This is a genomic window from Variovorax sp. Varisp36, assembly GCF_047304235.1.
In the GTDB taxonomy this organism is placed as follows: domain Bacteria; phylum Pseudomonadota; class Gammaproteobacteria; order Burkholderiales; family Burkholderiaceae_C; genus Variovorax.
Genome location: NZ_JBGLYU010000012.1, coordinates 73,989 through 90,097 on the forward strand (window position 1 = coordinate 73,989; position 16,109 = coordinate 90,097).

Genomic DNA, 16,109 nt, shown 5'->3' on the forward strand with positions numbered 1-16,109 from the left:
CGCGGAACCGGCTTTGCCGGGCCGCAGGTGTTGCCCCCGGCGAGGGGGTTGGCGAAGCGACACGAAGTGCGCGAAGCCTGGGGGAGAGCCTGGTCAGTCCGGGGTCACCGTGTGCTGCGCCAGCGCCTCCAGCGCGCGCACCAGCGCCGAGTGGTCGAGCTGGCCGTAGCCCAGTGCAGCGCAGGCGTTCATGAGCTGCGCCGCGCCGGCCGTCTGCGGCAGCGCCACGCCCAGCGAGCGCGCGCTCTGCATCGCGAGGTTCAGGTCCTTCTGGTGCAGCGCGATGCGAAAGCCCGGCGCGAAGGTGCGCTTGATCATCCGCTCGCCGTGCACTTCGAGGATGCGCGAGCTCGCGAAGCCGCCCATCAGCGCCTGGCGCACCTTGGCCGGGTCGGCGCCCGCCTTCGAGGCGAACACCAGCGCCTCGCCCACGGCAGCGATGTTCAGCGCCACGATGATCTGGTTGGCCACCTTGCAGACCTGGCCGTCGCCGGCGCCGCCCACGAGCGTGACGTTCTTGCCCATCTTGTCGAGCAGCGGCTTCACGCGGCCGAAGGTGCCTTCGTCGCCGCCGCACATGATCGTGAGGCTGGCGGCCTTGGCGCCCACCTCGCCGCCGGAGACCGGCGCGTCGATGTAGCCGGCGCCGAGCGCGACGATGCGCCTGGCGAAGTCCTTGGTGGCGATCGGGTCGATGGAGCTGCAGTCCACCACGATCTTGCCGCTGGAGCCCTTCAGGCCGTCGGCCACGCCTTCGGTACCGGGCGCGCCGAACAGCACCTTCTCCACGTCGGGCGTGTCCGGCACCATGATGAAGACCACGTCGGCCTGGCGCGTCACTTCGGCCGCCGAGGCGCAGATGGTGGCCTTCGAGATGAAGGGCTCGGGCGTGTTGCCATGCGTGTTCACGAAGAGCTGGTGGCCCGCGTCGAGCAGGTGCCCCGCCATGGGCGCGCCCATGATGCCGAGGCCGATGAATCCGATTTTTTGCTGGGTTGTCATGTCTCTGTTTCCTTGTCCGATGCTTATTGCTGTTGGGTGAGTGCCTGGCGCCATCCGAGGCCTTCGACGGTAGTGGCGCGGGGCTTGTATTCGCACCCGATCCAGCCGTCGTAGCCGAGCGAATCGATGTGCCGGAAGAGCCACGGGTAGTTGATCTCGCCCGTGCCCGGCTCGCCGCGGCCTGGGTTGTCGGCCAGCTGGATATGGCCGATGCGCGGCAAATTCTTCGTGAGCGTGTTGCCCAGTTCGCCTTCCATGCGCTGCGCGTGGTAGATGTCGTACTGCACGCGCAGGTTGGGCGAACCGACTTCGTCGATCAGCGCCAGCGCCTGGTCGGTGCGCGTGAGGAAGAAGCCCGGAATGTCGAAGGTGTTGATGGGCTCGATCAGCAGGCGCAGGCCGGCCGCTTCGAGTTCGCGTGCGGCGAGGCGCAGGTTCGCGACCACCGTCTTGTGCGCGGCCTCGGTGGTCACGCCCGCGGGCACCTTGCCGACGAGGCAGTTGACCTGCGGGCAGCCGAGCGCGGTCGCGTAGTCGATCGCCATGGCGATGCCCTCGGCGAACTCGCCGGTGCGGTCGGGGTGGCAGGCGATGCCGCGCTCGCCCTTGTCCCAGTCGCCGGCCGGCAGGTTGTGCAGCACCTGCTGCAGGCCGTTGTCGCGCAGGGCGGCAGCGAGTTCCTTCTTCTCGAAGGGGTAGGGGAAGAGGTACTCCACGCCTTCGAAACCCGCCTTGGCGGCGGCCTCGAAGCGTTGCATGAAAGGCAGCTCGGTGAAGAGCATCGTGAGGTTGGCTGCGAACTTGGGCATGTCTTTTCTCTTCCTTCTTTTCAGTCGAGCAGGGCCGCGACGGCGGTCGGTGCATCGGCCAGCGTCTCGGCCAGCGGCTCGAACTCGGTGATGTTGTCGATCTCGGTGCCCATCGCGATGTTGGTCACGCGCTCCAGCATCACCTCGATCACCACCGGCACGCTGAACTCCGCCATCAGCGCTTCGGCGCGGCGGATGGCCGGTGCGATCTCTTCCTGCCGGTTCACGCGGATCGCCTTGCAGCCCAGGCCTTCGACCACTTTGAGGTGGTCCACGCCGTAGCTGCTCTCGATGCCGGCGTCAGGGCCGGCGTTGATGTTGTCGAACGCGAGCTGCACGCAGTAGTCCATCTCGAAGCCGCGCTGCGCCTGGCGGATCAGGCCGAGGTAGGAGTTGTTGACCACGATGTGGATGTACGGCAGCTTGAACTGCGCGCCCACGGCCAGCTCCTCGATCATGAACTGGAAGTCGTAGTCGCCCGACAGCGCGACGATCTTGCGCGCGGGGTCGGCGGCGCGCACGCCCAGCGCGGCCGGAATGGTCCAGCCCAGCGGGCCGGCCTGGCCGCAGTTGATCCAGTGGCGCGGGTTGTACACGTGCAGGAACTGCGCGGCGGCGATCTGCGAGAGCCCGATGGTGCTCACGTAGCAGGTGTCGTTGCTGAAGTTGTTGTTCATGCACTGGTACACGCGCTGCGGCTTCATCGGCACTTCGTCGAAGTTGGTCTTGCGCAGCATGGTCTTCTTGCGCTCGATGCATTGCCTGGCCCAGTCGCGGCGGTCGGGCAGGCGGCCGGCGGCCTTCATTTCCTCGGCCACTTCGACAAAGAGCTGCAGCGCGGCCTTGGCGTCGGAGACGATGCCGAAGTCGGGCGTGAACACGCGGCCGATCTGCGTGGGCTCGATGTCCACGTGCACGAACTTGCGCCCCTTGGTGTAGACATCGACCGACCCGGTGTGGCGGTTGGCCCAGCGGTTGCCGATGCCGAGCACGAAGTCGCTCGCGAGCATCGTCGCGTTGCCGTAGCGGTGGCTAGTCTGCAGGCCGCACATGCCGGCCATCAGTGGATGGTCGTCGGGAATCGCCCCCCAGGCCATCAGCGTGGGAATCACCGGCACGCCGGTGGCTTCGGCAAAGCGCACCAGCAGGTCGGACGCGTCGGCGTTGATGACGCCGCCGCCGGCCACGATCAGCGGGCGCTCCGCCGCATTGAGCATCGTGATGGCCTTCTCGATCTGCGCGCGCGTGGCGGCCGGCTTGTAGGGCTTGAGCGGCTCGTAGCTGTCGATGTCGAACTCGATCTGCGCCATCTGCACGTCGAAGGGCAGGTCGATCAGCACCGGGCCCGGGCGGCCCGAGCGCATCAGGTGGAAGGCCTGCTGGAACACCTGCGGCACCTGGCCCGGCTCGCGCACCGTGACCGACCACTTGGTGACGGGCTTGGAGATCGACTCGATGTCGACCGCCTGGAAGTCTTCCTTGTAGAGCCGTGCGCGCGGCGCCTGGCCGGTGATGCAGAGGATGGGAATCGAATCGGCCCAGGCCGAGTACAGGCCCGTGATCATGTCCGTGCCCGCCGGGCCCGAGGTGCCGATGCACACGCCGATGTTGCCGGCCACCGCGCGGGTGTAGCCCTCGGCCATGTGCGAGGCGCCTTCGACGTGGCGCGCCAGGATGTGCGCGATGCTGCCGCGCTGGCGCAGCGCCGAATACATCGGGTTGATCGCCGCACCCGGCACGCCGAAGGCCTGCGTCACGCCTTCCTTCTCCATCACCAGAACCGCGGCCTGGACCGCTGTCATCTTTGCCATTGTGAAGTCTCCTTTGGGATGGGCTCACTGTAGGAATCCGGGCGGATTCCAAGAAGACGGCTGCGGACCATAAAACCTATTCCAGGCTGGAATAAGTGACTACCATCCGGCCCATGGACAGATTGCTTGCAATGGAAATGTTCGTGCGCGTTGTCGAGATGGGCAGCTTCTCGAAGGCCGCGCGCGAGTTCAACACCACGCAGCCCACGGTGACCAAGCAGATCGCGGCCACCGAGGAGCGGCTGAAGGTGCGCCTGCTCAACCGCAACACGCGCGGCGTGAGCCTCACCGAGCCGGGCGCGCTCTACTACGAGAAGTGCAAGACCATCGTGCGCGAGGCCGAGGAGGCCGACAGCATCGTGCAGCTGCGGCAGAACCAGGCGCAGGGGCTGCTGCGCGTGGGCACCTCGGTGGCGTTCGGGCGGCGCGTGGTGGTGCCGCTGGCGCTCGAGTACATGCGCCGGCATCCGCAGGTGCAGCTCGACCTGAGCTTCGAGGACCGCTACGTCGACCTCATCGCGCAGGGCATCGACGTGGCCATCCGCATGGGCAAGCTGGCCGACTCGTCATTGGGCGCGCGCTACCTGGGCGCCAATCCGTGGGTGATGGTCGCCTCGCCCGCCTACCTGAAGAAGCACGGCACGCCGAAGCGCGCGCAGGACCTCAGCGCGCACGTGGCTCTCATCTACAGCAGCGTGGTGGGCGACGAGTTCTGGCGCATGCACACGCCCAGGGGCGAGCCGGTCACGGTGCCGGTATCGGGCCGCTTCCGCTCGAACAACCTCTCGGCCGTGCTGGCGGCGGCGCGCGACGGCCTGGGCATCGCGCTGATGCCGCGCTACGTGGCCAGCGACTCGCTGGCCGCCGGCAAGGTGCGCGAGGTGCTCGGCGACCATGCGCTGCCCGAGCAGGAGATACACGCCGTCTTCCCGTCGCCCAAGCTGGTGCCGGGCAAGGTGTCGGGCTTCGTGGCCTTCCTGCAGGGGCGCTTCGACGAAGGCTGGTGGGCGGCGGCCTGAGCACCAGGCCCACCGGCAGCTTCACGCCGCCACGAAGGCACCGTGCAGGCCCAGCGGCAGGGCGTAGGGCAGCGTGGCCTGCGCCACCGGTCCCGCCGCGAGGTTGTCGGCCGCGAAGCACGACAGCACCGTCTTCTGCCTGCCGAAGTCGAGCACCGTGCCCAGCACCCAACCCGGCTTCGAGCCGTCGGGTACGAAGACGTGTTCTTCCACCATGGCCTGCGCGCCGTAGCTGTAGCGCTGGCTGCGGCCGGTCTCGACGTCGGTGCGCGCGATCGAGCCGAAGCCGGGCAGGTCGCGCCGGATCTGCGTGGCGTGCACCACCTGGCGATGGCGCAGGCCGACGCGGCGCGGGTCGATGCGCGGGAACTCGGCTTCCTGCGCCAGCGTCTCCTGCGTGGCGCGCTCCGTGGACAGGTTCAGCGTGGCCACGGTCAGGTGCGGCTCGGTGGTCTTCACGCGGCGAGCGCGCATGAGTTCGCGGCTGGTGACGAACACCGAGCCGGCATTGTCCGAGCGCACGTAGTCGATGTGGATCTGCGTGCCGCGCGGCGTGTCTTCCTCCCAGGCGTTGCCGACGTGGAACAGGAAGCCGGTCGGCAGCGCGAGCACCTGGCGGCGCTCCCAGTTCCGCTTGTCGATGACCAGCGCGCGCATGCCGAGCTCCGGCCGCCAGACGTGCGCGTCGAGAAAGCTCGCGCCGGCGGCCTTGCGCTTGCTGTCGTAGACCAGCGGCGGCAGCAGGAACACCAGGTGCCGCTCGGTGACGGCGAAGTCGTGGACCATCGGCATGTCGGCCACCGGCACCACGGCCGCGCGCCGCAGCGCGCCTTCGGGTGCGATCTCGTACAGCGCCAGCAGGCCCTGGCCCGAACTCACGCCGAAATTCCACACCGTGCCGTCCGGATCGACCTTGGGGTGGGCCGAGAACGGCATGCCCGCGAGGTCGGCGCGCCAGGTCTTCACGCCCAGCGTGTCGAGCGTGAGCGCGTCGATGCGCGTGGCCGAACCGCCTTCCCATAGCGCCAGCACCTCGCCGCGCATCGGCAGCACGCTGGTGTTGGCGACGTTGATGCTGTCGGCAGAGGTCGGCGGCTCCACGCCCGGCGGCATGGTGCCGAAGGCCTCGAACAGGCGGCGGCCGGCCTTCACTTCGGCCACGCGCTTGGGCGTGGCGACATAGCGGCCCTGGTGCCGCACGTCGGCACCCTCGATCACGAAGCGGTGCACCATGCCGTCGCCGTCGAACCAGTGGTGGTAGCGCTCGCCGCCCAGGTCGTGGCCGGCCGGGCCGATGCGGAACAGTGTGCCCGCCACGGCATCGGGGAAGCGTCCGCGCACCGTGGCGCGGGTGAGCGGGAAGTCGTCGGCAGGCGTGGCGAAGCCGGTCTTCCAGGGGGCGCCGGCAGCTTCGAACTGAGTCTGCCAATCGTCCGTGCCGGCTGCGCGCGCCAGCGGTGCCAGCAGGGGCAGGGCGCCGGCCGAAACCAGCAGGCGCAGGAGTTCGCGTCGTTCCATGGCGTCCTGCTCCTCAGCGCAGGTGGATGACGGTCTGCAGGTCGGCGTCGACGGCGATCGCGGCGGCCTCGAAGTCGGGCGCGGCGCGGTTGCCCTTGGCGTCGTTCGAGAAGCCGTAGCGCTCGATCGGCATGCCCATGAGATTGGTGTCGAGCTTGCCGTTGCCGTTCTCGTCGGCGAATGCGCGCAGCGCGTAGCGTCCGGGCGCCAGCCCTGCGAACACGAGGCGGGCCTTGCCGTCCTGCATCGGCGCGGTCTGCGAAGCCACGGCCTTGCTGTCGGCGTAGCTGGCGGCGTCGCTGTACAGCGCGACGTAGAGCGTGGCATTGGCGGTGGGGCCGTCGGCGACGCTCAGGCTCAGGTCGGCGGCGAAGGCGCCGGCGGGCAGGAGGATCGCGGCGGCGCACAGGGCGTGCACGGCCGGGCGGGACATGAATGCGGGAAGTTGCATGGCGGGCCTCGTTGGAAGTTGGAGGTCCGACGATCTCGCAGGCCGGGCACGGTGCCCAGCGCCATGTGACGAAACGCAGGATTGCGCGCGCGAAATGCGCGCGGTGGGGATGAAACGGGAGCGGAACGGGGCCGAACGGAGGAGCGGGCGGGTGCCCGCGCCTGCCTCAGCCCTTCTTCTTGCCGCTGTTCTCGGCGCCTTCGGCCGCCTCGTGGCCGTTGCCCACGTGCCCCGAATCGGCGAACAGGCTCCACGCCGCCATGAACAGCGCCGCGATCACCGGCCCGATCACGAAGCCGTTGATACCGAAGATCGCCATGCCGCCGATGGTCGACATCAGCACGATGTAGTCGGGCATCTGCGTGTCCTTGCCCACCAGCACGGGGCGCAGGATGTTGTCGACCAGGCCGATTACGAACACGCCCACGAAGATCAGCACGCCGCCCTGCCAGAAATGGCCCGTGGCCAGGAAGTAGATGGCCACCGGCCCCCAGATCAGCGCCGCGCCCACGGCGGGCAGCAGCGACAGGAAGGCCATCAGCACCGCCCACAGCAGTGCACCCTGCACGCCGAGGAACCAGAACGCCAGCCCGCCGAGCGCGCCCTGCGCGACGGCCACCGCCACGTTGCCCTTCACGGTGGCGCGGATCACGGTGGTGAACTTGTTGAGCAGGTAGTGCGTGTGCGGCTTGGCCAGCGGCACCGCGTCGCGCATCGTCTTCGACAGCGTTGCGCCGTCGCGCACCAGGAAGTACAGCAGGTACAGCATCACGAAGAAGCTGACGATGAAGTCGAAGGTGTTCTGGCCGATGGCGAGCGCCTGGCTCGCGATGATCTGGCTGGCCTGCCCGGCGGCGGCCGAGATGCGCGCCTGCCAGGCCGCCATGTCGCCGAGGTCGAAGCGTTCGACCAGGTTCAGCAGCCACTGCGGCGAGGCGTCCAGGATCTGCTGGAAGTAGGCCGCGAAGTTGAGCTGCCCGGAACGGATGCTCTGCGTGACCAGCGCGATCTCCTGCACCAGCGAAACGCCCACCATGGCCAGCGGCAGGATCACGATGAACAGGCAGATGGCCAGCGTCGACAGCGCCGCGAAATTGGGTTTGCCGCGCATCTTCTTCAGCAGCCATTTGTAGAGCGGCGTGAACAGGATCGCCAGCGCCACGCCCCACAGCACCGCGCCGAAGAACGGCATCAGCACCCAGAGGAAGGCGACGGTCACGGCGGCGAGCAGGGCGAGGAACACGCCGCGCTGGAGTTGGGGTGAGTTCATAAGTGTCTCGGACTGTAGCCGAGCGTAGCGGCGGCAGAAGCCGTCCGCCAGCTGCGGCTCGCTCGATCCATCGAGGATCTGCTTTCCTGCGTTGGGAATATCGAGATAAATCGCACCAAAGCTCGCTCGTTTATTTCAGATGGCCGCATTCGCGTCAGCTTGCGTTCTAGGATTGCCTGCAAGAAATAAAAGAGGGAGGTGAGCGTGAGCTCAATTTGCTATTCGTGCAGAACGAATTGCCCCCGGATTCTTGTCGTATCTGCATGCATTGATTCGGCAATGGTCCTGCACGTCCGGATTCCGATCCCGTCGGCAGAGGCGCCGTAACTCCGCAAGCCGGCAGCCCGATTGCACAGCCGGTTCCGCGCGCAGGCGCGGCCGAGCCTCTTTTCTTTCCCAATTGATTTTCACGACATAAACAGACGCAGTCAGGGAGACTGGACAATGGGACCAGGCACGCCGCAGCGGCCACCATCGGGCACACATCAAGGCCAGCCCGCACCGACATCGATTGCCGAGCGCGAGCCTCAGACGGCCGTCGCCCCGCTGAACACCATCGCCAAGGAAGATATCGCCGCCGCGAGCAAGGTGGTGGATGAATGGCTACGGTCCTTCACCGGCGGCTACGTCACGCTCGATCGGCTGACCACGGTGCTGGGCAGCATCCCCATCGTGGGCAACATCATGGCGCTGGTGGATGTGTTTCTCGACATCGTCACCATCCTCGAGAAGAAGTCGACCGATGCCGTCACCAGGTTCCTGAACTGGGCCAGCCTGGGCATCAATCTCATCGGCCTGATTCCTGCACCGCCCACCATGGCCGCAGCGCGCATGAGCCTGCGGCCCACGCTGCACCTGGTGAAGCAGGAACTCATGCATGGGGCCAGGAATCTTGGCGAGACCATCGTCACCACGCTCGTGGGACACCTGAATGCGTCCATCGTCGGTGAGCTGGAGACCTTCATCGACGGGGCCATCGCCAGGCTCTCGGGCATTCTGGAAGATTGCGCGAGGCTATCCGACAGCATCCTGGACAACCTGATCGGCATCCTGCAGCGCGTGCTCGGCGGGCAAAACCTCTTCGCCGTCGCCAGGCCGGGTGCCGCGGAAGCCAACGACTACGACCCCAAGACCCAAAGCACGTGGAGCGGCATGTGGCGCCGGGCGCTGAAGTACTCCGAGGGCACTGCCAAACGGGCCGCCAACTACGCCGCCAGGAAGGCAGCCGGCTACCTGCCTGAAAGCGTCAAGGCAAAGGTCAACGAGGTGATCGCGAGTCTGAGCACCTTGAAGGCGGATTTCCGCAAGCAACTGACGGATCTCGCCAACCAGGAACTGCAGGGCAGCATCATGTGGCTGCTGCGCAAGCTGCTGTCGGCGATGACGCAGAAGAAGAGCCCGCGCGCGGCAATCGTGTCGCCAGGTGCCGGTGCCGAAGCAACAAAAAGCAGGCCAGACACGCGGGTCGAGCACCTCCGTGTGCAGGCTCCGGTCAACGGCGACCCCGGATGCAAGAACTGTCCGATTTCCGGCGCACCGGTCCCCTCGACAAGCAAGTTCGCCATCAGTCTTGCCACCGGCTGCGAAAGCTTCACTCACATCGATTTCACGCTGGTCGCACCATTGCCCATCACCTGGGCGCGCACCTACCGCAGCAATCTTGGCGCGTTCGATCAGGGCAGCCTCGGTGCGAGATGGCTCACGCCCTACAGCACGCGTGTGGACGTCGCCACGCCGGCCCAGGGGCCGCGGACCGGCCAGCTCAGCCTGATCTATCACGGCGCGGACGGCCGCAGCCATGCCTACCCGCCGCTGGCCGTGGGCCAGAGCTACCGCGATGCCATCGAAGAAGCGACGCTCACACGGCTGAGCGAGACGCTGTTGACCGTGGATTTCGGCAAGGCCGTGTCGGCCGGCGAGGCCAGCGACTGGCGCGAGGTCTACGAACTCGTGGATACCGCGGCTCGCAAGGTCTCTACGCAGGGCAGGCAGCACTTTCGTCTCGTTGCGTTGCATGCCGGCAAGGAAGCCAGCATCGGCCTGCGTTACGACCATGTGATCGCAACGACGGGCGAACAGGTCTTGAGCGACATCATCAGCAAGCAAGGCGATCTCACGATTGCCCATGTGGGCACCCGCCCCGATGCGCAAAGCGGATTGATCACCAGCCTGTGGGAGATCAAGGGCGGACAGGTCGTCCGCCAGCTCGCCGCCTATGTCCACGATGCCGAAGGCGACCTGGTCTCGGCCCAGGACGAGAACGGCGAGAGCTGGAACTACAGGTACAGCCACCACCTCGTGACCCGATACACCGACCGCACGGGCCGCAGCATGAACCTTGAATACGACGGCACCGGTGTCGATGCCAGGGCCTGGCGTGAGTGGAGCGACGACGGAAGCTTTGCCCTCAGGCTGGAGTGGGACAGGAACATCCGTTTGACCCATGTGACCGACGCGCTCGGCGGAGAGACCTGGTACTACTACGACATCCTCGGCTACACCTACCGGATCATCCATCCCGACAAGCGCCAGGAGTGGTTCTTTCGTGATGAAGCAAAGAACATCACCCGCCATGTTCATACCGACGGCAGCACGGACGACTTCAGCTACGACGCCGACGGCAACCTGCGGACCCACACGCGGGCCGATGGCACTCAGGTGCACTTCGCGCACGACAAGCGCGGACGCATGACGGGCCTGCGCGACGCCGAGGGCGGTGTCTGGAAGCGCGACTACGACGCCGACGGCAACCTCGTCGAAGAGATCGACCCCCTGGGGCACAAGACCGAATACGCCTACGACAAGGCCGGCCGGCCCGTGCGCATCACCGATGCGAAGGGCGGCATCAAGTTGCTGACTTACACGCACGCTGGTCAACTTGCCAGCCACACCGATTGCTCGGGCAAGACCACGCGGTGGGAATACGACGAGCAGGGACGCCTGGTCAAGGCGACCGATGCCATGGGCCAGAGCACGCGGTATCGCTACACGACGGCGGACGAACCGGGGAAGGCCACCGCCGCAGCGAACGCCAACCGTCCGGGCCAACTCGAGGAAATCACCCTGCCAGACAACAGCAGCGAGCATTTCGTGCACGACGCCGAGGGACGCCTGCTTGCGCACACCGATGCGCTGGGGCGCAGGACGAGCTATGACTACACGCGCTCCGGTCTCGTGTCCAGGCGCACCGATGCGGCCGGGCACACGCTCAAATACCGCTGGGACCTGCTGGGACGCTTGAGCGAACTGCATAACGAGAACGGCAGCAGTTACGACTTCCGCTACGACCCCGTGGGCCGGTTGCTGGAAGAAACCGGCTTCGACCGCAAGACCACACGGTACCGCTATGACGAATCCACGGGCGTGCTGTCGGAAGTGGTCGAGAGCGAACACACCATGCTGCTGCAATTCGACCCTGTCGGCCGCCTGACCGAGCGCAGCGCCGGCGGCGTTGCCGAGAGCTTTGCCTACGACCGGAACGGCCGATTGGTCGAGGCCGGCAACAGCGACGCCAAGCTGCAATGGTTCTACGACCCCGCGGGCAACCTGACGCGCGAGCATCAGCACTACCTGGAGGGCGCTCGCACCGCGGTCTGGCAGCACGGCTACGACGAACTCAACCAGCGCATCGCGACCATCCGCCCAGACGGTCACGTCACTCGATGGCTCACCTATGGCTCCGGCCACGTGCACGGATTGCTCGTCGACGGGCAAGACATCCTGGACTTCGAGCGCGACGACCTGCATCGCGAGATTGCGCGCGAGCAGGGAAACGGGCTCCTGCAGAAACAGAACTACGACCCGGCCGGCCGATTGCTGGAGCAGCAGATATCCCAGACCGGGCGCGGCGCCCTCGGAGCCACCGGCATTCGCCGCAGCTACCAATACGACAAGGCTGGCCAGTTGATTGCCATCGGCGACAGCCGGCGCGGCAACCTCAGCTACCGCTATGACCCGGTCGGGCGACTGCTCGAAGCGAACAGCCGCTTGGGACGGGAGACGTTCGCGTTCGATCCAGCGGGGAACATCGGCAACCCCTCTCCAGACGCGGAAGGCGCCGCTCAACCGGCGGGCCGCATCGCCAATCGTGTTGCCGTTCGCCCGGGCAGTGACGGCCGCAGCATGGCGGGCAAGCTGATGGACAACCTGCTGAAGGACTACGCCGGCACCCGCTACAAGTGGGATGAGCGCGGCAACCTGATCGAGCGCAGCCGCAACGGCGAAAAGACTGTGTTCACCTGGGACGGCTACAACCGCATGCGCAGCGCCGAGACCTTCGGCGAAACCACGAGCTTCAGCTACGACCCGCTGGGCCGGCGCATCGCCAAGCGCACGAGGCACGCCTGCACCTTGTTCGGCTGGGACGGGGACACGCTGGCCTTCGAGAGCACGCAAAGCACAGAGGGTTGGCGGGAGCACGCGTGGCGTGGTGACAGCGTTCACTACATCCATGAACCCGGGTCGTTCGTGCCGCTGGTACAGATCCGGCAAGCACAGGCAGTCGTGTTGAGCCAGACGACGGATGTGAAGGCGCTGATGGCCGACAACGGCGGGCGCTACGACATCGAACTCGACCCGCTATGGAATGGCGAACAAAGTCGAACGCCTGCGCCGTTTGCCAGGGAGGAGATCGGCTTCTACCAATGCGACCATCTGGGCACGCCGCAGGAGCTGACGGATCATGAGGGGCGTGTGGCGTGGTCGGCGAGCTACAGGGCTTGGGGAGAGGCTAGGCAGGCGATCAGTGAGGCGGGGAGGAAAGCGGGGTTTCGGAATCCGATTCGGTTTCAGGGGCAGTATTGGGATGAAGAGACTGGATTGCACTACAACCGGTATCGGTATTACGACCCGGCGAGCGGGCGATTCATCTCTACGGATCCGATTGGCTTAGAAGGTGGCATCAACGTCCATCAGTACGCATCGAATCCCCTTGAGTGGATTGATCCACTAGGCTTGGCCGGCAACCGGGCTAACCGGCGCGCAGAGAAAATCCTACAGGGCATAGATGCTAGAGGAGGGGGGCATGCGAACTCTCGGCATGGGGCCCAAACCACGATGCAGCAACAGGAGCATCGGGCGAGGACTGGTATCCCCCCGGATAACCCGTGCCCGAGGCGACCTCGCCCAGTTGACTCGACTCGCTTTTTAAGTCACGTTGATCAGCTCGACGCCATTCAGCGTGCGATTCAGAAAATGAACCAAACTGGAGAAAACGAGGCGACGGTCGATATGGGACGTGTGATAGGTGAGGGATACAGGGCAGGAGGCGGTTGTCCCGAGACCACTACGCAAGCGACCGTCTATCGAGGTAGGAACGGAGAAATTCGAACGGCATTTCCGCAACTTCCAACACCTTAAACATGCAAATTTTCCCTGACTACATTTCCAAGTTGAATTACTTCTTGCACATCATGAGCGATGACGAGCTGGATGATTTCTATATCAACGATGGAGGCTGCCGCGCCAAGCTGTTTGATGCGATGAAGGCTGACTTCGACCGTTTCGGACCGGAGAGCCAACAACGAGTGCTGGATGCGATCGAGTTCATCCTGTCATCGGGCAATATCGAAAAGTACTGGCGCTCGGTGGTGCCTCATGAGGTGCCGCTAGACGAAGTGGAAGACAAGCCGGGCTACTTGCACTCGCTTTATGAAAAGCTGACGGGGCATGCACCGTCGTCAAGAGGATTTGGGTCTGACGTGGAACTAGTTTATGGACGTCACAGCATTGACGTCCGCCTTTGATCGCGACATATGCCAGCGGTTCTTGTGTGTCTGAGAGGGCTCCAACCACTTGTATCGTGAAGCCCACGGAACTGCCAAAGCGACGCTGAGCGTTTCCCCTCTCTTGTCTTGGCGAGTTTCCGGCCGCACGACTTGCCGGCCGCAACGCCGCACCCTGGAGAGGTTGGAAGACTAGGCGAGCCGCCGCAACAAGTGGAATGAACGGCAACCTGATCGAGTGCAGTCGATGGTGATAAGGCGGTTTTCACTAGGATGTTGGCTGGCGCTTTGAGCGAATGGATCGATAGCCTGAAATAGGCAAAGCCATTTAACTGGCGTTGCTTACGGCCGTACCAGCGTTGCGGGGCGCAAACCCCCGCGACTCACCGCCGCGCCCGCGGCAACGCCACCGGCGCCAGCGTAACCCTCAGCCTGCTGGTCGCATCCGGCTCCGCCGCAGCATCCACCTCGAGCGCCCGCTCGACATTGCCGATGTGCTCCAGCATCAGCCGCCGCGCCCCGGCCGTATCCCCGGCCTCGAGCGCTGCGACGATTGCCCCGTGCTCCGCACAGGACTGCCCGGCCTCATGCTTCGACTGGTAGAGCGTGGCCGCCAGGGTGGTGCGCGCCGTAAGGTCGCGCAGCACGTCGACCAGCAGCTGGTGCCCCATCTGCTCGGCGAGGCAGACGTGGAAATCGGCCAGCAGGAAGGCGCGGGTGGCCGCGTCGGCGCCCTCGATGGCGCGCTGTTCGTCGGCGATGTGGTCGCGCAGCTTGCGGATCACCTTCGCGAGCGGCCGGCCCTCGCTGGCCTCAAGGATGCCGGCCTCGACGATGCGTCGTGCCGAGAATGCGTCGCGCGCTTCCTCGGCCGAAGGCTCCACCACGTACCAGCCGCGGCGCGACTGCACTTCGACAAAACCGCGAGCCTGCAGCTGCATCAGCGCCTCGCGCACCATGGTGCGGCTCACCGAGAAGTTCTCTGCCAGCGCCTGCTCGCCCAGCCGTTCGCCCGGCGCGAGCTTCTGCGCGAGGATGGCCTCGACGACGCGTTCGGCGATGACGGTGGGGCTGACGTCCGGGGCGGGCATGTCTGTCGGGGTTCTTTCTTTTTCAGCGGGCGCCGGAAGAGGCGGTGCTGGGGTTTACCACGGGCGCGGCATCGGCTTCAGCCAGCGGCTCGTCATCGGGCGAATAGCTGCCGTTGAGCACCGCATGGGCGCGTTCGCGGTCGATGTCGCCTTCCCAGGCGGCGATGGCCACGGTCGCCACGCAGTTGCCGATCAGGTTGCCCAGCGCGCGGGCGATGCCCATGAACCAGTCGACCGACAGCACCAGCACGAGACCGATGGCGGGAATCGCCGGAATCGCGTGCAGCGTAGCCGCCAGCACCACGATGGCCGAACCCGGCACGCCGTGCGCGCCCTTGGAGGTGACCAGCGCGATCGCCAAAATGGTCAGCAGGTCGGCCATCGAGATCGGCGTGTTGGTGGCCTGCGCGATGAACACGGCCGCCAGCGTGATGTAGATCGAGAAAGCGTCGAGGTTGAACGAGTAGCCGGTCGGGATCACGAGGCCGACGGTCGAATCGCGGATGCCCATGCGGCGCAGCTTGGCCATGATCTGCGGCAGCACGCTGTCCGACGAGGTGGTGGCGAAGACGATGGTGAGCTCCTCGCGCAGGTAGCGCAGCAGCTTGATCAGGCTGAAGCCCGACATGCGCATCACGAGCCCGAGCACCACGAACACGAAGATCAGCACCGCGCCGTAGAAGAGCGCGACCAGCATGCCCAGTTGCTTGAGCGAGCCGATGCCGTACTGCCCCACGGTGAACGCGATGGCGCCCAGCACGCCCAGCGGCGCCAGCTTGATGATGATCCCCATGATCTTGAACAGCACCAGTGAAAGCGCATCGACCACCACCGCCACCGGCTTGCCGCGATCGCCCAGCAGCGTGAGCGCGCAGCCGAACAGCACCGCGAACAGCAGCACTTGCAGCACGTCGCCGGTGGCGAAGGCATTGACCACCGTGGTCGGAATGAGCTTCATCAGGAAGTCGACCGTGCCGCCGCTCGTGAGCTTGTCGGCGTTCGACGCATAGGCGCTCATCGCGGTCGCATCGAGCTTGGAGGGATCGACGTTCATGCCCGCGCCGGGCTGGAACACGAAGGCCAGCACCAGGCCCATCGCCAGCGCGATGGTGGTCAGCACCTCGAAGTAGATGAGCGACTTCACGCCCACCCGGCCCACGCGCTTGAGGTCTCCCGCGCCGGCGATGCCATGCACCACCACGCAGAAAACCAGCACCGGGATGATCATCTTGATCAGCTTGATGAAACCGTCACCGAGCGGCTTGAGCTTCACGGCGTACTCGGGCGCCAGGAGCCCCGCGAGCACGCCGAGCACCAGCGCGATGACCACCTGACCGAAAAGCGATTTGGCGAAGCGGGGCATGGAAGTCTCCTGTCTGTCTTGTCAAGTTTTGCATGCAAGCAATGCCTTTTCT

Annotated in this window: 11 protein-coding genes; 3 read left to right on the plus strand and 8 right to left on the minus strand. The window is 65.8% G+C overall.

The features are described 5' to 3' along the window. Positions 1 to 93: 93 nt before the first annotated feature. Genes ACCD11_RS10040 through gcl form a run of 3 tightly spaced genes read right to left on the minus strand, consistent with a single transcriptional unit; the run spans position 94 to position 3,622 of the window. Positions 94 to 1,002 (minus strand): 2-hydroxy-3-oxopropionate reductase, encoded by a 909-nt coding sequence (locus ACCD11_RS10040; RefSeq protein ID WP_007839011.1) that lies wholly within the window; start codon positions 1,000 to 1,002, stop codon positions 94 to 96. Between the two features lie 23 nt (positions 1,003 to 1,025). Further along, entirely contained in the window at positions 1,026 to 1,811 is a 786-nt protein-coding gene (gene hyi, locus ACCD11_RS10045; RefSeq protein WP_007839013.1) for a hydroxypyruvate isomerase, read from the minus strand. Between the two features lie 20 nt (positions 1,812 to 1,831). Continuing rightward, the gene (gene gcl, locus ACCD11_RS10050) at positions 1,832 to 3,622 is read right to left on the minus strand and encodes a glyoxylate carboligase (RefSeq protein WP_413313738.1); all 1,791 of its coding nucleotides are present in this window, start codon (positions 3,620 to 3,622) and stop codon (positions 1,832 to 1,834) included. A 113-nt stretch (positions 3,623 to 3,735) separates the two neighbouring features. Between gcl and ACCD11_RS10055 the strand changes: the two genes are divergently transcribed. Further along, entirely contained in the window at positions 3,736 to 4,641 is a 906-nt protein-coding gene (locus ACCD11_RS10055) for a LysR family transcriptional regulator (protein ID WP_413313739.1), read from the plus strand. A gap of 21 nt (positions 4,642 to 4,662) precedes the next feature. Here ACCD11_RS10055 and ACCD11_RS10060 read toward each other — a convergent pair whose 3' ends face one another. The 3 genes from ACCD11_RS10060 to ACCD11_RS10070 form a co-directional block, all read right to left on the minus strand. Continuing rightward, positions 4,663 to 6,159, minus strand: coding sequence for a carotenoid oxygenase family protein (locus tag ACCD11_RS10060; RefSeq protein ID WP_413313740.1), 1,497 nt, complete (start codon positions 6,157 to 6,159; stop codon positions 4,663 to 4,665). Positions 6,160 to 6,172: 13 nt separating this feature from the next. Continuing rightward, positions 6,173 to 6,610 carry a DUF2141 domain-containing protein gene (locus ACCD11_RS10065; RefSeq protein ID WP_413313741.1) on the minus strand — a complete coding sequence of 146 codons (438 nt, stop codon included), beginning with the start codon at positions 6,608 to 6,610 and terminating at the stop codon, positions 6,173 to 6,175. A 166-nt stretch (positions 6,611 to 6,776) separates the two neighbouring features. Continuing rightward, entirely contained in the window at positions 6,777 to 7,880 is a 1,104-nt protein-coding gene (locus tag ACCD11_RS10070; protein WP_007839020.1) for an AI-2E family transporter, read from the minus strand. Positions 7,881 to 8,228: 348 nt separating this feature from the next. On the opposite strand from ACCD11_RS10070, the gene ACCD11_RS10075 reads away from it, so the two are divergent. Together ACCD11_RS10075 and ACCD11_RS10080 are read left to right on the plus strand one after the other, a co-directional pair. Beyond that, positions 8,229 to 13,238, plus strand: coding sequence for an RHS repeat-associated core domain-containing protein (locus ACCD11_RS10075; protein WP_413313742.1), 5,010 nt, complete (start codon positions 8,229 to 8,231; stop codon positions 13,236 to 13,238). Positions 13,239 to 13,291: 53 nt separating this feature from the next. Then, positions 13,292 to 13,624, plus strand: a complete 333-nt coding sequence (locus tag ACCD11_RS10080) for a hypothetical protein (RefSeq protein ID WP_413313743.1) — start codon at positions 13,292 to 13,294, stop codon at positions 13,622 to 13,624. 362 nt (positions 13,625 to 13,986) lie between these two features. Here the strand turns inward: ACCD11_RS10080 and ACCD11_RS10085 are convergent, their stop codons facing one another. After that, positions 13,987 to 14,694: a GntR family transcriptional regulator gene (locus tag ACCD11_RS10085; RefSeq protein ID WP_007839027.1), complete on the minus strand. Its 708-nt coding sequence runs from the start codon at positions 14,692 to 14,694 to the stop codon at positions 13,987 to 13,989. Positions 14,695 to 14,716: 22 nt separating this feature from the next. Then, on the minus strand, positions 14,717 to 16,057 hold the full coding sequence (locus tag ACCD11_RS10090; protein ID WP_007839028.1) for a C4-dicarboxylate transporter DctA: 1,341 nt from the start codon (positions 16,055 to 16,057) through the stop codon (positions 14,717 to 14,719). Positions 16,058 to 16,109 lie beyond the last annotated feature (52 nt).